Source organism: Citrobacter sp. TBCS-14 (genome assembly GCF_005280805.1).
Classification (GTDB): Bacteria; Pseudomonadota; Gammaproteobacteria; order Enterobacterales; family Enterobacteriaceae; genus Citrobacter; species Citrobacter gillenii.
The window spans coordinates 72,781-92,776 of record NZ_SZWM01001252.1 but is presented as its reverse complement, the minus strand read 5'-3'; the positions used below and the strand labels follow the sequence as shown (position 1 = coordinate 92,776).

The 19,996-nt window shown below is 54.7% G+C and carries 15 protein-coding genes and 1 pseudogene; 7 read left to right on the top strand and 9 right to left on the bottom strand.

Annotation, left to right across the window (positions count from 1 at the left end; genetic code table 11):
- The first annotated feature begins 6 nt into the window (after nucleotides 1-6).
- Both FDX22_RS26955 and FDX22_RS26950 read left to right on the top strand, forming a co-directional pair.
- A complete protein-coding gene (locus FDX22_RS26955; RefSeq protein WP_146718044.1) occupies nucleotides 7-867 on the top strand; it encodes a ketose 1,6-bisphosphate aldolase in 861 nt (286 codons plus the stop codon).
- On the top strand, nucleotides 864-1,868 hold the full coding sequence (locus FDX22_RS26950) for a carbohydrate kinase family protein (RefSeq protein WP_146718043.1): 1,005 nt from the start codon (nucleotides 864-866) through the stop codon (nucleotides 1,866-1,868). The genes FDX22_RS26955 and FDX22_RS26950 overlap by 4 nt, the downstream gene beginning before the upstream one ends.
- A gap of 87 nt (nucleotides 1,869-1,955) precedes the next feature.
- Here FDX22_RS26950 and FDX22_RS26945 read toward each other — a convergent pair whose 3' ends face one another.
- Nucleotides 1,956-2,687 (bottom strand): response regulator, encoded by a 732-nt coding sequence (locus tag FDX22_RS26945; protein WP_115259683.1) that lies wholly within the window; start codon nucleotides 2,685-2,687, stop codon nucleotides 1,956-1,958.
- A 288-nt stretch (nucleotides 2,688-2,975) separates the two neighbouring features.
- Here FDX22_RS26945 and fdhF point away from each other — a divergent pair, with 288 nt between their 5' ends.
- Both fdhF and yjcO read left to right on the top strand, forming a co-directional pair.
- Nucleotides 2,976-5,123: a formate dehydrogenase subunit alpha gene (gene fdhF / locus FDX22_RS26940; RefSeq protein WP_115259684.1), complete on the top strand. Its 2,148-nt coding sequence runs from the start codon at nucleotides 2,976-2,978 to the stop codon at nucleotides 5,121-5,123.
- Between the two features lie 182 nt (nucleotides 5,124-5,305).
- A complete protein-coding gene (gene yjcO / locus FDX22_RS26935; protein ID WP_135912719.1) occupies nucleotides 5,306-5,989 on the top strand; it encodes a Sel1 family TPR-like repeat protein YjcO in 684 nt (227 codons plus the stop codon).
- Between the two features lie 81 nt (nucleotides 5,990-6,070).
- On the opposite strand, the gene gltP is transcribed toward yjcO, so the two are convergent.
- The 7 genes and pseudogenes from gltP to nrfA all read right to left on the bottom strand — a co-directional run bounded on the left by gltP (nucleotide 6,071) and on the right by nrfA (nucleotide 14,251).
- Complete coding sequence (gene gltP / locus FDX22_RS26930; RefSeq protein WP_096758683.1) at nucleotides 6,071-7,381, bottom strand: glutamate/aspartate:proton symporter GltP; 1,311 nt, start codon at nucleotides 7,379-7,381, stop codon at nucleotides 6,071-6,073.
- 344 nt (nucleotides 7,382-7,725) lie between these two features.
- Nucleotides 7,726-8,343: a heme lyase NrfEFG subunit NrfG gene (gene nrfG, locus FDX22_RS26925; RefSeq protein WP_096758684.1), complete on the bottom strand. Its 618-nt coding sequence runs from the start codon at nucleotides 8,341-8,343 to the stop codon at nucleotides 7,726-7,728.
- Nucleotides 8,340-10,569: pseudogene (gene nrfF, locus FDX22_RS26915) on the bottom strand (heme lyase NrfEFG subunit NrfF). The gene nrfG and the pseudogene nrfF overlap by 4 nt, the downstream one beginning before the upstream one ends.
- Before the next feature lie 13 nt (nucleotides 10,570-10,582).
- A complete protein-coding gene (nrfD, locus tag FDX22_RS26910; RefSeq protein WP_096758687.1) occupies nucleotides 10,583-11,539 on the bottom strand; it encodes a cytochrome c nitrite reductase subunit NrfD in 957 nt (318 codons plus the stop codon).
- Nucleotides 11,536-12,207: a cytochrome c nitrite reductase Fe-S protein gene (gene nrfC, locus FDX22_RS26905; protein WP_115259688.1), complete on the bottom strand. Its 672-nt coding sequence runs from the start codon at nucleotides 12,205-12,207 to the stop codon at nucleotides 11,536-11,538. The genes nrfD and nrfC overlap by 4 nt, the downstream gene beginning before the upstream one ends.
- On the bottom strand, nucleotides 12,204-12,770 hold the full coding sequence (nrfB, locus tag FDX22_RS26900; protein WP_146718042.1) for a cytochrome c nitrite reductase pentaheme subunit: 567 nt from the start codon (nucleotides 12,768-12,770) through the stop codon (nucleotides 12,204-12,206). The genes nrfC and nrfB overlap by 4 nt, the downstream gene beginning before the upstream one ends.
- A gap of 44 nt (nucleotides 12,771-12,814) precedes the next feature.
- Nucleotides 12,815-14,251: an ammonia-forming nitrite reductase cytochrome c552 subunit gene (nrfA, locus tag FDX22_RS26895; RefSeq protein WP_096758690.1), complete on the bottom strand. Its 1,437-nt coding sequence runs from the start codon at nucleotides 14,249-14,251 to the stop codon at nucleotides 12,815-12,817.
- Nucleotides 14,252-14,687: 436 nt separating this feature from the next.
- Here nrfA and acs point away from each other — a divergent pair, with 436 nt between their 5' ends.
- The 3 genes from acs to actP all read left to right on the top strand — a co-directional run bounded on the left by acs (nucleotide 14,688) and on the right by actP (nucleotide 18,845).
- Nucleotides 14,688-16,646 (top strand): acetate--CoA ligase, encoded by a 1,959-nt coding sequence (gene acs / locus FDX22_RS26885; protein WP_115259691.1) that lies wholly within the window; start codon nucleotides 14,688-14,690, stop codon nucleotides 16,644-16,646.
- Between the two features lie 238 nt (nucleotides 16,647-16,884).
- Nucleotides 16,885-17,199, top strand: coding sequence for a DUF485 domain-containing protein (locus FDX22_RS26880; protein ID WP_096758693.1), 315 nt, complete (start codon nucleotides 16,885-16,887; stop codon nucleotides 17,197-17,199).
- Nucleotides 17,196-18,845 carry a cation/acetate symporter ActP gene (gene actP / locus FDX22_RS26875; protein WP_146718041.1) on the top strand — a complete coding sequence of 550 codons (1,650 nt, stop codon included), beginning with the start codon at nucleotides 17,196-17,198 and terminating at the stop codon, nucleotides 18,843-18,845. Before FDX22_RS26880 ends, actP begins: the two co-directional genes overlap by 4 nt.
- A gap of 47 nt (nucleotides 18,846-18,892) precedes the next feature.
- Here the strand turns inward: actP and FDX22_RS26870 are convergent, their stop codons facing one another.
- Nucleotides 18,893-19,846 carry a DUF4431 domain-containing protein gene (locus tag FDX22_RS26870; RefSeq protein ID WP_146718040.1) on the bottom strand — a complete coding sequence of 318 codons (954 nt, stop codon included), beginning with the start codon at nucleotides 19,844-19,846 and terminating at the stop codon, nucleotides 18,893-18,895.
- Between the last annotated feature and the right edge of the window lie 150 nt (nucleotides 19,847-19,996).

Sequence of the window (19,996 nt, the reverse complement as noted above, 5' to 3'; positions counted from 1 at the left end):
CGCATTATGCCGTTGATTTCCCTCGCCGATGGCCTCGCCCATGCTCGCGAGCACCGCTATGCCTTAGGCGCGTTTAACGTTCTGGATTCGCACTTCCTGCGTGCGCTGTTTGCCGCCGCGAAGCAGGAACGATCGCCATTTATTATCAACATTGCCGAAGTGCATTTTAAATATATCTCGCTGGATTCTCTGGTCGAAGCGGTAAAGTTCGAAGCCGCACGCCATGACATTCCGGTGGTGCTTAACCTCGATCACGGCCTGCATTTTGAGTCGGTGGTGCGGGCGCTGCGCTTAGGCTTCAGCTCGGTGATGTTCGATGGTTCTACGCTGGAGTACGAGGAGAATATTCGCCAGACCCGCGAGGTGGTGAAGATGTGCCACGCCGTCGGCGTGTCGGTGGAAGCAGAGCTGGGGGCCGTCGGCGGCGATGAAGGCGGAGCGCTGTACGGCCATGCCGACGAGTCGCTGTTTACCGACCCGATGCTGGCACGGGATTTCGTCGACAGAACCGGCATTGATGCCTTAGCCGTCGCCATTGGCAATGCCCACGGCAAGTACAAAGGCGACCCCAAACTCGACTTCCCGCGGCTGGACGCCATTCGACAGCAGGCGGCGATCCCGCTGGTACTGCACGGCGGCTCCGGCATTAGCGACGACGATTTCCGTCGCGCCATCGAGCTTGGCATCCACAAAATCAACTTCTATACCGGTATGTCACAGGCGGCGCTGACGGCGGTGGAGTCGCGGATGAACAACCGCCAGCCGCTGTACGACGAATTTGCTGAGCTGCTGCTGGGTATCGAAGAGGCCATTACCGATACCGTCTCCGAACAGATGCGCATCTTTGGCAGCGCGGGGCAGGCCTGATGGAACGCAGAGGCATTATCGCCGCAGGCAACATGCTGGTCGATCATGTGCATCAAATTGTGCAGTGGCCGGAATGCGGTTGGCTGGCAGAGATCACCCACAGCGAACGCGCTACCGGCGGTGCACCTCTGAACGTGCTGCTGACGCTGGCGAAAATGCACACCGGGCTACCGCTGCAGGCGGTGGGATTGATCGGTCAGGACAGCGATGGCGACTACATTATGGCGATGCTCGAGCAGTATCACGTGAATCGCCAGCACGTGCAGCGCACCACGTCCGCCCCCACCTCGATGTCGCAGGTGATGACCGACCCGAGCGGCCAGCGCACTTTTTTTCATTCTCCCGGCGCAAACCGGCTGCTGGATCTTCCCGCCTTTGAGCAGCTTGATAGCACGATGAAAATTTTCCATCTCGGCTATCTGCTGCTGCTCGACAGCCTGGACAAGCCGGATGATACCTTTGGCACGCGCAGCGCTCGGCTACTGGCGCAAATGCGCGATAACGGGTTTGAAACATCGCTGGACCTGGTGTCGCGCAAGGGCGATCCGCGCTATCAGCCGCTGGTAATGCCAGCGCTCCGTCATCTCGATTATCTGGTGATCAACGAGCTGGAGGCCGGGGAATTCAGCGGGCTGGCGATCCGCCAGCCTAACGGTGAGCTGCATATCCCGCACATCGCCAGCGCTGCACGTGAGCTGCTGGACGCGGGCGTGCGCCAGCGGGTGGTGATCCACTGCCCGGAAGGCGCCTGGGGCGAAACGCCGGATCGAGACGGCACATGGATCCCTTCGCAGCATCTGGCGCAGGAAGAGATCGTCGGCAGCGTCGGTGCGGGGGATGCATTTTGCGCCGGATTTTTGTACGGCTGCCATGAGCACTGGTCGCTGGAAGAGAGTATCCGGCTGGCGCACGCCTGCGCGCGGGCCAGTTTGCTGTGCGCCAATGCCATCGACGGCGCGAAAACGCTGGCAGAGTTAAAAGCTGGGATGGCTGATGCCTGATGCGCTGCGCTTATCAGGCCTACGTAGCCATTATCGCTTTTGTAGGCTGGATAAGGCGTTTACGCCGCATCCGGCAACTGCACACGATCACGCCGCTTTTTCGTGATGCTGGACGTCAGCGGCAAACACGTACCCTAACCCGCGCAGGGTTTTAATCAGCATAGGCTGATGCGGGTTGGCTTCTATTTTGCGCCGCAGTCGCATGATTAACACGTCGATGGTGCGATCAAACACCTCGACGCTGTCGCTGCGCGTCAGTTCCAGCAGCTGCTCGCGGCTCAGCACCCGCCGGGCATTTTGTGCCAACGCCAGCAGCAGGCTGTATTCACCCTGCGTCAGGTCGACTTTCAACTGCTGGGGATTACGCAACTGGCAGCCCGCGGTATCCAGATGCCAGCCATTAAAGGAAAGCCCGGTGGTTTGCGCACCCGAGCCTTCAGGCGTGAGCACGCCTACGCGTCTGAGCACCGCCTTCACCCGCGCCACCAGCACCCGCGCATTGAACGGTTTACCGATGTAATCATCAGCGCCCATTTCCAGCCCGACCACCACATCCGACTCACTGCCCATTCCTGTGAGCATCACTACCGGCAGGCCCGGCCTCATCTTTTGCACCTGTTGCAGCACCATCAGGCCGTTGGTGTCGGGCAGCACCATATCCAGTAAAACCAGCGCAATATCCGGCTGAGTCTCAATGCAGCGCAACGCCGCCTGTCCGGTATGACAGGTCGTCACGGCAAAGACGTGTTCGCTCAGCACATCCTCCAGGAGTGCGCAGATTGTTACGTCATCATCCACAACCAGTATCGCCGGCTTCATTGTTTTTCCCCATCTCGCGCCAACTCAAATGAGTGTGAATGATTCTGCACAGAGTGACAGCGATAAGGCACAAGGACGTGCGGGAAACATAGCCCCGGTCACACTGCCGGGCCGTCACACTTATAGGATTCGTCACGTCAAATATGACGACAGCCTGTTTTTCGTCAGGGTTTTGCTCAAATGATGCCCGTATTATCGGCCAATGCCCCTGCTAAAAACATGGCATAAAAGATGCATAACAAAAACGACAAGCGCGTATGCGCGATTTGATTAACTGGAGCGAGACCGATGAAAAAAGTCGTCACGGTTTGCCCATATTGCGCATCAGGTTGCAAAATCAACCTGGTGGTCGATAACGGCAAAATCGTCCGGGCTGAGGCGGCGCAGGGGAAAACCAACCAGGGTACCCTGTGTCTGAAGGGCTATTATGGCTGGGATTTTATCAACGATACCCAGATCCTAACCCCTCGCCTGAAAACCCCAATGATCCGTCGCCAACGTGGCGGCAAACTGGAATCTGTTTCCTGGGATGAAGCGCTGGATTACGTGGCAACTCGCCTGAGCGCCATCAAAGCGAAGTATGGCCCGGATGCTATTCAGACGACCGGTTCATCTCGCGGAACGGGTAATGAAACCAACTATGTAATGCAAAAATTCGCACGCGCCGTTATTGGTACCAATAACGTTGACTGCTGCGCTCGCGTCTGACACGGCCCTTCGGTTGCAGGTCTGCACCAATCGGTCGGTAACGGCGCAATGAGTAATGCGATTAACGAAATTGATAACACCGATTTAGTGTTTATTTTCGGGTACAACCCGGCGGATTCCCACCCTATCGTGGCGAATCACGTGATTAACGCTAAACGTAACGGGGCGAAAATTATCGTCTGCGATCCGCGCAAAATTGAAACCGCGCGCATTGCCGACATGCACATCGCGTTAAGAAACGGCTCGAATATCGCGCTGCTCAACGCTATGGGTCATGTCATCATCGAAGAAAAACTGTACGACCAGGCTTTCGTGGCCTCACGTACGGAAGGCTTCGAAGAGTACAGCAAGATCGTCGAAGGCTATACGCCGGAGTCCGTCGAAGACATTACTGGCGTGAGCGCACAGGAAATTCGTCAGGCTGCACGTATGTATGCATCGGCAAAAAGCGCGGCTATCCTGTGGGGCATGGGCGTGACCCAGTTCTATCAGGGCGTGGAAACCGTGCGTTCACTGACCAGCCTCGCCATGCTGACCGGCAACCTCGGTAAGCCAAGCGTGGGCGTTAACCCGGTTCGTGGCCAGAACAACGTTCAGGGCGCGTGCGACATGGGTGCGCTGCCGGATACCTATCCGGGCTATCAGTACGTTAAATTCCCAGAAAACCGCGAGAAATTTGCTAAAGCCTGGGGCGTAGAAAGCCTGCCTGCCCATACCGGCTATCGCATCAGCGAGCTGCCGCACCGTGCGGCGCATGGCGAAGTGCGCGCGGCGTACATTATGGGTGAAGATCCATTACAGACCGATGCTGAACTGTCCGCAGTGCGCAAAGGTTTTGCGGATCTGGAACTGGTCATCGTGCAGGATATCTTCATGACCAAAACCGCCGCTGCCGCAGACGTTATTTTACCGTCTACGTCATGGGGTGAGCATGAAGGCGTCTACTCTGCGGCTGACCGTGGCTTCCAGCGCTTCTTTAAAGCAGTTGAGCCGAAGTGGGATCTGAAAACGGACTGGCAGATTATCAGTGAAATTGCTACCCGTATGGGCTACCCGATGCACTACAACAACACCCAGGAAATCTGGGATGAGTTGCGCGGCCTGTGCCCGGATTTCTACGGCGCCACCTACGAGAAGATGGGCGAACTGGGCTATATCCAGTGGCCTTGTCGCGACACCTCGGATGCCGATCAGGGCACGTCTTACCTCTTCAAAGAGAAGTTTGACACCCCGAACGGTCTGGCACAGTTCTTTACCTGCGACTGGGTTGCGCCAATCGACAAGCTGACCGACGAGTACCCAATGGTCCTGTCGACGGTGCGCGAAGTCGGCCACTACTCTTGCCGTTCAATGACCGGCAACTGTGCGGCGCTGGCGGCATTAGCGGATGAACCGGGCTACGCCCAGATCAACACCGCCGATGCTGAACGTCTGGGCATTCAGGATGAAGAGCTGGTGTGGGTTAACTCGCGTAAAGGTCGTGTCATCACGCGTGCAGCAGTCAGCGATCGTCCGAACAAAGGCGCGATTTACATGACCTACCAGTGGTGGATTGGGGCCTGTAATGAACTGGTCACCGAGAACCTGAGTCCGATTACCAAAACGCCAGAGTACAAGTACTGTGCCGTCAACGTTGAGCGCATTGCCGATCAGCGTGCTGCCGAGCAGTATGTGATTGATGAGTACACCAAGCTGAAAGCCAGTCTGCGCGAAAGCGCGATGGGCTGATCTGCCGGATGGCGGCATGAATGCCTTATCCGGCCTACGACCTGTTTCCACTGTAGGCCTGATAAGATGCGTTGGCATCGCCATCAGGCATTTTCCTTACAACGGTCTCCATTCGGAGGCCGTTTTTTTATGCAAATAATCTCTCTATACTGTTCGTTCCCTACTCTAAATCTAAAAATAAGATGAAACGACTTTTCGCCTTGATGGTGTTATTGACATGTTTTGCCCATGCCGAAGAACCAGGTAGCCAGTTCCTGAAGGCCGCAGAGGCTGGAGACCGACGCGCACAATATTTTCTCGCCGATACCTGGTTTAGTTCAGGCGATTTGAGTAAAGCCGAATACTGGGCGCAAAAGGCTGCCGACAATGGCGATTCGGACGCCTGGGCTCTGTTGGCACAAATTAAAATTACCAATCCAGTCAGTCTGGATTATCCGCAAGCCAAAACGCTGGCTGAAAAAGCGGCCCAGGCGGGCAGTAAGAGCGGCGAAATTACACTGGCACGTATCCTGGTCAATACCCAGGCGGGGCGTACCGATTACCCCAAAGCCATTACGCTGTTACAAAACGCCTCGGAGAATCTGGAGAGCGACTCAGCCGTTGATGCGCAGATGCTGCTCGGCCTGATTTACGCCAACGGCGTAGGCATTCCCGCAGACGATGACAAAGCCACCTGGTATTTCAAACGCAGCTCGGCCATTTCGCGTACCGGGTATTCCGAGTACTGGGCCGGGATGATGTTCTTAAACGGTGAGCAGGGTTTTATTGAGAAGAATAAACAGAAGGCGCTGCACTGGTTGAATCTGAGCTGTACGGAAGGGTTTGATACCGGCTGCGAAGAGTTTGATAAGTTAACGAACGGGTAGTGAAGGTGGATTGCCTGATAAGCATAGCGCCATCCGGCAATCCAGAGCGGGTTGCCGGATGGCGGCGTTGCCTTATCCGGCCTACACGGCGGTCTTATCAAATTTGCCCAATACTTCGCGCTCATAGGCCAGCGCTTTTTTACGGTCAAATTTGTGTTCCCACTTGGCGATAACCAGTACCGCCAACGCGTTACCCACCACGTTCAGCGCAGTACGCGCCATGTCGAGGATACGGTCAACACCGGCGATAAATGCCAGACCTTCCAGCGGAATACCTACGCTACCCAGCGTAGCCAACAGCACCACAAACGACACGCCCGGCACACCCGCGATCCCTTTCGAGGTCACCATCAGCGTCAGCACCAGTACGATTTCCTGCCACAACGACAGGTCAATACCGTACAGCTGGGCGATAAAAATCGCGGCGATACTCTGGTACAGCGTCGAACCGTCAAGGTTGAACGAATACCCGGTCGGCACCACAAAACTGGTGATGGAGGCCGGTGCGCCATAGGCTTCCATCTTCTCAATAATACGCGGCAGCACGCTCTCAGAGCTGGCGGTAGAGTAGGCCAGAATCAGTTCGTCTTTCAGGATACGAATCAGGATCCAGATGCTCAAACCGCACACGCGCGCCACGATACCGAGCACCACCAGCGCGAAGAACAGGATGGCGAAATGCACCAGCAGCACCAGCTTCGCCAGCGGCCACAGGGAGGCAAAACCGAAGTTCGCCACGGTGACGGCGATCAGCGCAAAGACACCGACCGGCGCATAACGCATCACCATGTGCGTCACTTTAAACATCGTTTCAGAGATGGAACGGAACACGGTCACCAGCGGTTCGCGGTGAGTGGCCGGCAGTGAAGACAGGCCCAGACCAAACAGCACCGAGAAGAAGATAATCGGCAGCATGTCGCCTTTCGCCATCGACGCAACGATGTTGGTCGGCACCAGTGACAAAATCGTACCCATCAGGCCATGCGCGTGGCTCTGCACTTCTGCGGTTGTACTTTGATATTTCGAAATATCCACGGTCGCCAGCTGCGACATATCGACACCGGTACCAGGCTGGAACACATTCGCCAGCGTGATGCCGAGGATAATTGCCACGGTGGTGATCACTTCGAAATAGATAATGGTTTTGGCGCCAATACGGCCCAACTGTTTGGCATCACCGACCCCGGCAATACCGACGATCAACGTGGAGATAACTATCGGCACAACAATCATTTTGATCAGGTGGATAAAGATATCCCCTGCCGGAGACAGCAGGTTAACTACCAGCCATTCGCGGCTGTCACTGTGATAATGCAGGTAACTCCCCAGCAAAATGCCCAGCACCATGGCGATCAAAATCTGCCAGGCCAGGCTGACTTTCAAATTTTTCATAACAACGGACTTCCTCGATGGAGCGCTATTTCACATATAACCTATGGGAATAGTACATACTGAAAGGGTATGAATTGTGTTGCGTTCGTTTATGGAATTTTTTAACGCTTATTATCATTATCATTTGCATGGCATTCAGCGCAACCCTTTAAGAACAGGGCCTTTAGCTGATTTTATGCATAAAAACGCGAGTTTATGCGGGTCATCATGAATAACTTTTTGTTATAAAAGAATATTCATTTGATAAAAAATGAAGAATTATGACTGTGCGTTTTTTTCGCTAATTTGTTCAACTGCTGTTTTTTTGCACAGCAAAAACGACGCAAATCACAAAAAAACAAAAATTATTTTTGTCGATTCTGCAGCAATTTCGCCATATTGATTGAGTCAATCAACTGAGCACGATCCACCCTCGGCGAGTTTAAATCGAGAACTTTTTGCCACTGCAAAATAGCCTGTGCATAGTCGGCCTGCATAAACGCATCAGCAGCCAGCAGCATCAGCGCGGTAACTTCTGTCGGGTCCAGCGCCAGCGATTTCTCAATCATCTCACGGGTTTGCGGCGTCATATGCTGCCCGGACTGATAGTACAGCACCGTCGCCAGTGCCGAATAGATCTCGGCGTTTTCACCGCGCAAACGCAGCGCCTGCTCATAGGCCAGTAGCGCATTATGATACGCGTTTTGCCAAAGATAATACTCACCCAGTTGCGCCCATTGCGTGCTGTCTTGCGGGTTGGCACGTATTTTTGACTGCAGCGAAAGCAGCTGTTTTTCCTGCATATTTTCATCAGAAAACGCATGTAACGGGTCAGCCAGTCGCGCCTGCTCCTGCTGGACCGCCTGCCATTTTGGCGACAACAAATACCCTCCCGTGCAGGCAATCACCATCAGCACAGCTATAGCGGCCAGGCGTTTTACCGGCATCGGACGCAACGGTGCACAACATTCAGGCTGACTCATCGTTCATCCTCTTCTACGCGCTGATGCGTTCTCACCCGCCAGATAATCACGCCCACCAGCAGCAATAACAGGCACGGCAGTGCCCACAACAACAGCGTCTGCTTATTGAGCGGCGGGTTATAGCGGACGAAATCACCGTAACGATCGGTCATCCACGTGGTGATCTCATGTTCACTTTTGCCCTCTGCCACCATGCTATACACCTGATGACGCATACTGACCGCCACCGGCGCATTGGATTCCAGTAAGTTTTGATTCTGGCACTGTGGGCAGCGCAACTGGCTGGCAATAGACAGCGCTTTTTCCTGCTGTTGCGGGTTGTCAAAACGCCAGGTGTCGACAACCTGGGCATGCGTAGCGAAAGTGATGAAAAACAAGACGATCGTTAAGAGTAAAAACTTTCTGCCGGATGGCGCTGCGCTTATCCGGCCTACGGTTTGCGTACCCTGTAGGCCGGATAAGGCGTTTACGCCGCCATCCGGCAACGCTGTGATTAATTTACGCATCGCGCTTTCTCCCCCGCCAGCCGCTGAGCAGCGCGCCGAATACCATCAGCAGCCCTCCGCCCCAAACCCAACGCACACCACTTTGCACGTACAAGCGCATGGCATAGCGCTCCGGTCCGGTTTTTTCGCCGATCACCGCGTACCAGTCGTGCAGCAGGTTCCAACGGATACCCGGCTCCATCATTTGCTGGCGACGCGCGGAATAGAAGCGTCTTTCGGGCTGCAGGCTGCCGATGCGTTTCTCATCCTGCCAGAGCGTAATCAGCGCCTTTTCACTGGTGTAGTTTCCTTTTGCTTCCAGAGAGAGGTGCTCAAAGCGGAAAACATAGCCTGCCAGTTCAACCTGCTGCCCAGGACTCAGATTCAGGCTCACTTCCTGGCGGCTCCCGCTGGAGAACACGATCCCTGCAGCAAAAACCAGCACGCCAGCATGCGCCAGCAGCGCCGGAAGCTGGCTTCGCAGCGGCACCTTCCGGCTTCTGATCGTCGCTATCACGATGACCACCAGCATCAGCAGGCCAAACGGCAGCGTTGCACGGTTGAAGTAAGGCGCGCCAACGGAGAGTCGTCCCCAACCAAACAGGCCGTAAATCATCGGATACAGCGTGCCAATCAACACGATAAGCAGCACCGCGCAAAACAGCAGCAGCGCGACCAGAATCATCATCTCACGCGACCAGCCGCCAAAACGTACCGTGTGACCGACGTCCCGCGCCCGCCAGGCATACAGACCGAGCGATGCCAGGCTTAACACGGTAAACAGCGCAAACAGCGGCGCAGCGCGGACGTTGTCCAGCGCAAAGGCATGAACAGAAACCAGTATGCCGGAACGCACAATCAGCGTGCCCAACAGCGATAAAATCAGCGTGACAATCGCCAGCAGCAGCGACCAGTGCGGGAAACCTCCACGCTGCCGTGAGACATACAGGCTATGCAGTAACGCACTGGCGGAAAGCCAGGGTAATAAGGAAGCGTTTTCTACCGGGTCCCAGAACCACCAGCCGCCCCAGCCCAGTTCACAATAAGCCCACCAGGAACCAAGGATGATCCCAAGCGTCAGGGCGCACCAGCCGGGCAGCGCCCAGCGCCAGCACACCCAGGCAGTCCGCGCGTTAAAGCCGCCGCGCAGCAGCGAAGCCAGCGCCACGCCGGCCGCCACCATCAGCCCACCGTAGCCCAGATACAGCAGCGGTGGATGCAGAATCAGCCCCAGGTGTTGCAGCATCGGGTTCAGGTCGCGCCCTTCAATTGCCGGCGGGAAGATGCGTACGAACGGATCGGACCACACCACCACGAACAGCAGCAATGACGCGGTCATCATTGACAAGACACAGAGGGTTAACGGAAATAGCGCGTCCGGCTCACGCCTGGAGCGCCAGGCGAACAGTGCGCTCCAGGCAGAAAGAAACAGCACCCACAGTAGCAGCGATCCTTCATGACCACCCCACACCGCCGCCAGCTTTAATCCCCACGGCAGCAGGCTATAGCTGTGCTGAGCTACGTAAACAACGGAGAAATCACTGGTCAGGAAACAGAACACCAGAATGGCAAAGGCCAGCAACAGCAGCGCAAACTGCGTCCACACGCCCACGCAGGCCAGACGCATAACGCCCTGCCAGCGCTGACGTACGCCCGTCAGCACGGCAAGCGGGGTCAACACGTTGACCCCGAGACTTAACAACAATGCCAGAAAACCGGCTTCAGGAAGGAGTACGTCCAGAAATCACCTTGCCCTACGCAACCGTCAGTTGCCCTGCATACAGAATGAAAAAGCGCAGCAGCAGCACGCCGGTCAGGCTGGCACCACACACTGCCAGCACACCGTGAAACGTCGGGCTGCGATTCGCCCACGGTTTCAGCAGCATCGGCAGGATCAGCCCCAACCCGGCCACGCCCAGCCAGAACCACCAGGTCCAGAAACCACCGCCCAACGCCGCAACCAGCGCGCGCATTTTGCCGTCATCGCCCAGCGCCAGCCCGATAAAGAACGCCGCCAGCAGGAAGATTTCCAGCCACACTACCGGGGTTTCCATGCGGTGTACAAAATGCGCCTCGGTGGTGTGCGGGTTACCGCGATGGCGCAATGCCATGGCGATCAGCGCCACCGCCGCACCGGACGAGATCCCGGAAAACAGGAACAGCACTGGCAAGATCGGGTTATTCAGGAACGGATAGGATTTCAGCGCCGACAGCAGGAACCCTGTGTAGGCCCCGAGCAGCACCGCCAGCACCAGCATCACTGTTTCCAGCAGACGATGGAACGGCGCGATCAGCGCCAGCAGTTTTGGCACGATCGTCAGACGAGGCACGAAGCGCTGTTGCAGGGCAATAACCTCTTTATCAAAGATTTTTGCCAGCCACAGCACCAGCACCACCATATACAACTGGAATAGCATGACCCCCATCGACATCACCGAGGTGAAGCTGTAGTGGAACATCAGTTTCCAGAAGGTCCATGGACGCGTCAGGTGCAAGACCAGGATCAGCAGGCCGAGAATAATCGCTCCCGGCCCGAGTACCAGCGTGGTACGCAGTAACGTACTGTCTGAACCGCCCGCTTCCGGATGCAGCCGTCGAAGCAATACCGACAGCGTCACCAGTCCGGCGGAAATACCGATCAGGAACAGATAGATGGCGATGGGCCAGTCCCACACCAGTGATTCAAAATGGAATGCAGAAGCGGGTGTCATTGACTCACCTCCCCGTATTTAAAGGGAACGCGGTAGACCTTCGGTTTGGTGCCTAACGCCAGCTTGTAACGGTAGGTATTTTTCTGGTGTAACAGACGAGAGACCTCGCTGTTGGGATCGTCCAGATTACCAAACGTCAGCGCTTTCGTCGGACATGACTCAACGCAAGCAGGCTGCTTGCCCGCTTTCAGGTTGGTTTTACGGCAGAAGTCGCACTTATCTGCCGTTTTGTTGACCGGATGAATAAAGCGCACACGATACGGGCAGGCGGCGATGCAATACTGGCAACCGACGCACAGATCCGGGTTCACATCCACAATGCCGGTGGCAGCATCGCGATACGATGCCCCCGTCGGGCAGACGTCAACACAGGGGGCGTGATCGCAGTGCTGGCACGAATGGCGGAAGAAGCGGTACTTCACATCAGGAAACGTCCCCAGCGGCTCGCTGCGAATAATCGTCAGACGCGATACGCCTTCCGGCACGCTGTTCACTTCCCGACAGGCATCCATGCAGGCGGTACAGCCGATGCATAATGATTCATCATGTATCATGCCGTAACGCACGCCGTTAATGTTTAACGTCTTCGCCACGACGCGTCCCGCCGTCCCGCTAACAGCCACCAGCGCGCCGACGCCGGTGATAAACTGGCGACGAGAGCAACTCATGGATGCTCCTTAAGCAAGGGAATCGACGCCGGATTAAAGTTTGGATTGTTACGCTGATCGCTGTGGCAATCGACGCAAATCTTAATCCGTCCTTTATCGCTTAGCGTCTGCATCGTGTCTTGCTTCGGATGCAGTGAGTGACAGCTGGCACACGCTACTTTCGTCACGTGGACATCGTGCGGCCAGAACGCTTTTTGCAACTGCTCAGGCAGGTGACAGGACATACAGACGCTGTTCTGCTGCTCCACGTTGTACATCGGCTCATTAAAGCGCATCACATCCTTCACCCCTTCGCGGTGATTGGGTGACGGCTGGCCGTGACAGTTGGTGCAGGTAACCGGCAGTTTATTATTTGGGTTGATGACTTCGGCATGTTTACCATGCATGCCTTCGGTGTCCGGCTTGTGACAATCCAGACAGGCGGCATCCGGATTACGCTGTTGGGTGACCGTAAAGCGTTGATCTGAGTCCTGTGGCGTGGGGGTCGCGGCATTCCCGCACAGGCTCCAGAACAGGCCTGACGCCAGCACCCCAGCAGTTAATAACGAACGTAATACGCTCATATTCACTCCGTTGAGTTATCCGCCCCTTGCGAGGCGGAAAGGGGTTATTGGCTTAACAGACCGTTTTTACGCGCCTGGTCTTCCCACTGCGGAATCACCGTTTTGATGAAGTCCTGCTTCTCAGCATTGATTTGCTGCATGTTCAAACCGATCGCCTTCTGGGCTTTCTCTTTCGTCGAGATATCCGGCAGCGGAATTTCATGGGTGATGCCTTTGGTCGCCAGCAGACGGACCAGCTTGGTACGGGCATCGGCCGCTTTATCCATCGCGCTACCCAACATACGCAGACCTTCTTCCGGCGCGTGCATGTGAATCCCGTGCGAGGCGATAGACAGATCCCAGCGCCATTGCGCATGGCGAATATCTTCCAGAATCGGCTTCATTTCAGCTTCCGTTGCGCCCGCATCCCATGCAGCTTTCGCTTCGAAGTGGGCATGTACCAGCTGATCTTCAACCTTGATTTTCAGGTCATGAATCGCTTGTTTACGCTCGGCAACCACTTTTTGCAGGGACGCTTTGTCCTGGGTGTGGCAGTTGGCGCAGGTCTGAGGGAAGTTATCGAACGGGTTACCAATTTTATGGTCGGTGTAGATCTTGCCTTCAGCGTTTTGCACTTTCGGCATATGACAGTCGATGCAGGTCACATTGTTCTTGCCGTGAATGCCCGCAGTCCAGGTTTCATATTCCGGGTGCTGCGCTTTCAGCATCGGCGTTTTAGACAGGGAGTTGGTCCAGTCGGAGAACGCAATGGCGTCGTAGTATTTCTCCATGTTCTCAACTTTCATCCCCTCGTCCCACGGGAACTTAACGGCTTTGTTTTTACCGTCGAAGTAGTACTCCACGTGACACTGGCCGCAGACCATGGACTGCTGGTCAAAACGACCGGCTTTATCAAACGGTTTGCCGATGCTTTCCATCGCGCGTTCTGCATAAGGGCGGGACAACGTCAGCTCGGGCTTCCCTTTGGCGAAATCTGCCGAGGCGGTGTTATGGCAATCCGCACAGCCTAAATTGTTAACAATTTCCGGGCCGCCGCGCGCCCATTTACCGTGGAAATAACCGTCTTCGCCGTCTTTCTGGATCAGGCGCGCCACGTCAGGGCTTTTACAGCTCCAGCAGGCCATCGGCAGCGGACCATCTTCTGCAGTTTTTGGCGCGCCGGTACGTAATGTTTCACGGACATCGGTCACCGCGTAAGCATGCCCACGCGGTTTGTTGTAATCACGCGAGAAAGGATATCCCGCCCACAGAATCACCAGTCGAGGATCCTCTGCCAGCGCATCTTCACGTGCGGACTGCTCCGACGTGGCTTTCCATGAGAGGTATTGATCGGGATGCTGAGGGGCGAAGGTTTCATTCTTCGCTTCAACGGTGACGGTTTTTGCGGGTACTGGGGTTTGTTCAGCGTGAACGGCAGAGATAAATAAAAACGGTAATATCAGGCTGAAGAAACGGAGTACGGGTGATTTTGTCCTTGCCATAGGGGGGTCTCATCCAGATGACGCCATTGTCTGCAATGGCGATTCTTTTATTGTTTTCCATAACAGCAACCACACGTATACTGTCATGACATTGCTCCACCCTCTTTTTATCAAAAAACCACACTTAGAATGTTGTTTTTAATCAATTGTAAGTGCATGTAAAATACCACTTTAGAGTTAGTAAACCCCTCCAACCTCTCACTCTTTGGTCTATTCCCAACACCGATCACCTTTTTCAAACTTCTTCATATAACTGCATGTTATCGCGAGATTTAATCAATTTTTGCTAGTTCTCTTCAAAAATCAGTTTGCCGCTAATTTGCACAATTCGCTTATTGCGTGATCTGCCGCTCAAATCCCAAACAAAACTCCAAATGCCCCTACATTTAACGTTTATGAGACATATTATTAACATCCTACAAGGAGAACAAAAGCCATGAGCCAAATACATAAACACGCTATTCCCGCAAATATTGCGGATCGTTGCCTGATAAACCCGGAGCAGTACGACGCGAAATACCAACAATCTATTACCGACCCCGACACATTTTGGGGCGAGCAGGGAAAAATTCTCGATTGGATGCAACCTTATAGCCTGGTAAAGAACACCTCTTTTGCGCCCGGCAATGTGTCCATTAAATGGTACGAAGACGGCACGCTGAATCTGGCAGCGAACTGCCTTGACCGTCATCTACAGGAAAACGGCGATCGCACCGCCATCATCTGGGAAGGCGATGACGCAACTCAAAGTAAACATATTACCTATCGCGAACTGCATCGCGACGTTTGCCGTTTTGCCAATACATTGCTGGATTTAGGCATTAAAAAAGGCGATGTGGTGGCGATCTATATGCCAATGGTCCCGGAAGCTGCGGTGGCGATGCTGGCCTGCGCCCGTATTGGTGCGGTGCATTCGGTGATCTTTGGCGGGTTCTCGCCGGAAGCCGTTGCCGGACGTATCATCGACTCAAACTCACGCCTGGTGATCACCGCCGATGAAGGTGTGCGTGCTGGACGCGGCATCCCGCTGAAAAAGAACGTGGATGATGCGCTGAAAAACCCGAACGTGAAGACCGTTGAGCACGTGGTGGTCCTCAAACGTACCGGCGGAAAAACAGACTGGCAGGAAGGCCGCGACCTGTGGTGGTCCGACCTTATTGAGAAAGCGAGCCCTGAGCATCAACCGGAAGAGATGAACGCGGAAGATCCGCTGTTTATTCTGTATACCTCCGGTTCAACCGGTAAGCCAAAAGGCGTGCTGCACACCACCGGCGGGTATCTGGTTTACGCGGCGACCACCTTCAAATACGTGTTTGATTATCATCAGGGCGATATCTACTGGTGTACCGCTGACGTCGGCTGGGTAACCGGGCACAGCTATTTGCTGTACGGCCCGCTGGCCTGCGGCGCTACCACGCTGATGTTCGAAGGCGTACCCAACTGGCCAACGCCTGCGCGCATGTCGCAGGTCGTGGATAAGCATCAGGTTAATATTCTCTATACCGCACCCACCGCGATCCGCGCTCTGATGGCAGAAGGCGATAAAGCGATTGAAGGCACCGACCGTTCGTCACTGCGTATTCTGGGCTCTGTCGGCGAGCCGATTAACCCGGAAGCCTGGGAATGGTACTGGAAGAAGATTGGCAACGAAAAATGCCCGGTCGTCGATACCTGGTGGCAGACCGAAACCGGCGGTTTCATGATCACCCCACTGCCGGGCGCTACCGAACTGAAAGCCGGTTCGGCAACACGTCCGTTCTTCGGCGTGCAGCCGGCGATTGTCGATAACGAAGGCAACCCGCTGGAAGGCGCGACCGAAGGCAACCTGGTGATCACCGATTCCTGGCCGGGTCAGGCGAGAACCCTGTTTGGCGATCACGATCGTTTTGAGCAGACCTACTTCTCCACCTTCAAGAATATGTACTTCAGCGGCGACGGCGCGCGTCGTGACGAAGACGGCTACTACTGGATAACAGGACGCGTGGACGACGTGCTGAACGTTTCCGGCCACCGTCTGGGGACGGCTGAAATCGAGTCGGCGCTGGTGTCGCATCCGAAGATTGCCGAAGCCGCGGTAGTGGGTATTCCGCATAATATTAAAGGCCAGGCCATCTACGCCTACGTCACGCTGAACCACGGCGAAGAGCCGACACCTGAGCTGTACGCTGAAGTACGCAACTGGGTGCGTAAAGAAATTGGCCCGCTGGCAACGCCAGACGTGCTGCACTGGACCGACTCACTGCCAAAAACCCGCTCCGGCAAAATTATGCGCCGTATTCTGCGCAAAATTGCGGCTGGCGATACCAGCAATCTGGGCGATACCTCGACCCTCGCCGATCCTGGCGTGGTAGAGAAACTGCTCGAAGAGAAGCAGGCTATCGCGATGCCATCATAACCCTAACCGTGAAATGCCCGATGGCGCGCTGCTTATCGGGCCTACAGGTTCAGCATCCCTTGTAGGCCGGATAAGGCGTTAGCCGCCATCCGGCAAAATAAAAAATCCCCCTACCCTCTCTTCATCGGGAGGGAAATTATAAAACCTCCCCCAAAGGATTTCGTGTTGCCGGACTGCGACAGCTAACAGGTCATGCCTGCAGTGTGAAAGACAAAGGGGACCTCTGGAGAGCTCTGCGATGAATGACAATATTTATCAGCGGATAGAAGACAGTGCGCGTTTCAGGGAGTTAGTTGAAAAAAGGCAACGGTTTGCCGCTGTACTATCCATCATCATGCTGGTGGTTTATATCAGCTTTATTTTACTGATTGCCTTTGCGCCTGGCTGGCTGGGGACGCCGCTACATGCGGGAACCAGCGTCACCCGGGGTATTCCAATTGGGGTGGGCGTGATCCTCATCTCCTTCCTCCTGACCGGAATCTATATCTGGCGGGCTAACGGTGAATTCGATCGTCTTAACAATGCGGTTCTGCACGAGGTTAAAGCATCATGAAGAGAGTCCTGACGGCGCTAGCCGCCACGCTGCCCTTCGCCGCAAATGCGGCGGATGCTATTAGCGGTGCAGTCCAACGCCAGCCAACCAACTGGCAGGCGATTGTTATGTTCCTGATTTTCGTCATCTTTACGCTCGGCATTACCTACTGGGCGTCTAAGCGCGTGCGTTCGCGTAACGACTATTACACCGCGGGCGGTAACATCACCGGTTTCCAGAATGGGCTGGCGATTGCGGGCGACTATATGTCGGCGGCGTCGTTCCTCGGGATTTCCGCGCTGGTCTTTACCTCTGGCTATGATGGGCTGATTTACTCACTCGGCTTCCTGGTCGGCTGGCCAATCATTCTGTTCCTGATTGCCGAACGTCTGCGTAACCTCGGTCGCTACACCTTTGCGGACGTCGCCTCTTACCGTCTGAAGCAGGGGCCTATCCGTATTCTGTCGGCCTGTGGTTCACTGGTGGTGGTCGCGCTGTACCTGATCGCCCAGATGGTGGGTGCCGGGAAGCTTATCCAACTGCTGTTCGGTCTGAACTATCACATTGCTGTGGTGCTGGTTGGCGTACTGATGATGATGTACGTGCTGTTCGGCGGCATGCTGGCCACTACGTGGGTGCAAATCATCAAAGCCGTGCTGCTGCTGTTCGGCGCCAGCTTTATGGCCTTCATGGTCATGAAGCACGTCGGCTTCAGCTTCAACAACCTGTTCACCGAAGCGATGGCGGTACACCCGAAAGGCTCGGCGATTATGAGCCCGGGCGGATTGGTGAAAGACCCAATATCGGCGCTATCGTTAGGCCTCGGACTGATGTTCGGAACCGCGGGTCTGCCGCACATTCTGATGCGTTTCTTCACGGTCAGCGATGCCCGCGAAGCGCGTAAGAGTGTGTTCTACGCCACCGGCTTTATGGGTTATTTCTACATCCTGACCTTTATCATCGGTTTTGGCGCAATCATGCTGGTCGGTGCAAACCCGGCATATAAAGACGCGGCTGGCGCACTGATTGGCGGCAATAACATGGCGGCGGTGCATCTGGCCAACGCGGTGGGCGGTAACCTGTTCCTCGGCTTTATCTCCGCAGTGGCCTTTGCCACCATTCTGGCCGTGGTTGCTGGTCTGACGCTGGCGGGTGCCTCGGCGGTCTCTCACGATCTGTACGCTAACGTGTTCCGTAAAGGTGCTACCGAGCGTGAAGAACTGCGCGTGTCGAAAATCACCGTACTGGTACTGGGCGTGATTGCCATCCTGCTCGGCGTGCTGTTTGAAAACCAGAACATCGCCTTTATGGTCGGTCTGGCGTTCGCTATCGCGGCAAGCTGCAACTTCCCAATCATCCTGCTTTCCATGTACTGGTCACGACTGACCACACGTGGTGCCATGCTGGGCGGCTGGTTAGGTCTGATAACGGCAGTGGTGCTGATGGTGCTTGGCCCAACGATTTGGGTGCAAATTCTCGGTCACGAAAAAGCCATTTTCCCGTATGAATACCCGGCGCTGTTCTCCATTAGCGTGGCGTTCCTCGGTATCTGGTTCTTCTCTGCCACCGATAATTCCGCAGAAGGTAATCGCGAGCGTGAGCAGTTCCGTGCTCAGTTCATCCGTTCCCAGACCGGGTATGGCGTAGAGCAAGGTCGCGCGCACTAATAGATCTCCTCCCCGGCTTCACCGGTCGGGGAGTGTTCGGCACAGATTCAACCTGCGGTAAAACTCGCCACCAGACGGAGTTTTCCATCAATTAGCTTAAACAAATATGACGAGGCTCCGTCACAAGACTCTGAGAGGCCAGGCCGTTGTTTATTCGCATCGGTACCCTGAGAAAGCCTTAAAACGCCCTCGTCAAATTCCCCCATAGCAACCGTGTCGCAGGTTCCGTCAACCACGTGACGCTGACCGTTTTCTTCATAATAAAACGTGCCGTCTTCATCACCCGGAAAGTATTTCCGTTTCTGCTCTTGTGCCGATAGCGCGTTTATCCGGTGTTCTTTGATTTCCAGAGTGTCAGGGTTAACATCAAGACTACTCAAGATGTGTAAACCCTTAATAATCTGCGACGCATTTTTATCAAACACCGCCTCGGTAAGCTGATCCGACTGAGATGATTGTGATTCATCGTAAGGAATAAAATCATCAAGGCTGCCCGGTAATGGGAATACAAAATAAGACTTTAATGCGGCAACGTTTTTCTCACTCAGCACCTGCTGGAACTGTTGAAACTGAATCAGCGCGCTTTTCTTTTGTTCGGGCGTGTTGAGAGGGGTAACATCTTTCACATCATCAAGGATGAGCAAGACAGAGGTAAAGTGGAGGCCAGTTTGGGCATACATCGTTTTCCCAGTCAGGATGACATCTTTTCCCAGAGAAGGAGCAAGATCGGCGTAACCAGGCTTACTTTTGCCCATCAACATAAGCTGTACTAGCGGTACACTTTCACTCTCACCGGTAATATCACACTCAAAAGGTTGATCCAACTTTAGATAATCATAAGTTACCGCTTCATCGCCGTCCTTGATGCTTTCGTAATTTGGCGGGCCGGGTAGCGTCTGTTGTATCAATGTTCCCTGAAGTACCACCTTTTGGTCCTCATCAGGACACCAGGCCATAACGACCTGGCTGAACAGGAGAGCAGATAACCACAAATATTTCACACTGAATATCCTTACACTGGCTAACGGAATTAATAACGATTGTAAAATATGAGCGTAAGGCTAAAAAGCGTTCATGGGAAAATCAGAATATCGACATCTTCTCCGGTCTTTTTCGCTGGGGATCACAGTTTTCTCTCTCCAACGTATCCA

Coding starts and splice junctions, on each gene's coding strand:
- FDX22_RS26955 (WP_146718044.1), top strand. CDS start 7: ATGCCGTTGATTTCCCTCGCCGATGGCCTCGCCCATGCTCGCGAGCAC.
- FDX22_RS26945 (WP_115259683.1), bottom strand. CDS start 2,687: ATGAAGCCGGCGATACTGGTTGTGGATGATGACGTAACAATCTGCGCA.
- yjcO (WP_135912719.1), top strand. CDS start 5,306: ATGAAACGACTTTTCGCCTTGATGGTGTTATTGACATGTTTTGCCCAT.
- gltP (WP_096758683.1), bottom strand. CDS start 7,381: ATGAAAAATTTGAAAGTCAGCCTGGCCTGGCAGATTTTGATCGCCATG.
- nrfG (WP_096758684.1), bottom strand. CDS start 8,343: ATGAGTCAGCCTGAATGTTGTGCACCGTTGCGTCCGATGCCGGTAAAA.
- nrfD (WP_096758687.1), bottom strand. CDS start 11,539: ATGACACCCGCTTCTGCATTCCATTTTGAATCACTGGTGTGGGACTGG.
- nrfC (WP_115259688.1), bottom strand. CDS start 12,207: ATGAGTTGCTCTCGTCGCCAGTTTATCACCGGCGTCGGCGCGCTGGTG.
- nrfB (WP_146718042.1), bottom strand. CDS start 12,770: ATGAGCGTATTACGTTCGTTATTAACTGCTGGGGTGCTGGCGTCAGGC.
- nrfA (WP_096758690.1), bottom strand. CDS start 14,251: ATGGCAAGGACAAAATCACCCGTACTCCGTTTCTTCAGCCTGATATTA.
- acs (WP_115259691.1), top strand. CDS start 14,688: ATGAGCCAAATACATAAACACGCTATTCCCGCAAATATTGCGGATCGT.
- FDX22_RS26880 (WP_096758693.1), top strand. CDS start 16,885: ATGAATGACAATATTTATCAGCGGATAGAAGACAGTGCGCGTTTCAGG.
- actP (WP_146718041.1), top strand. CDS start 17,196: ATGAAGAGAGTCCTGACGGCGCTAGCCGCCACGCTGCCCTTCGCCGCA.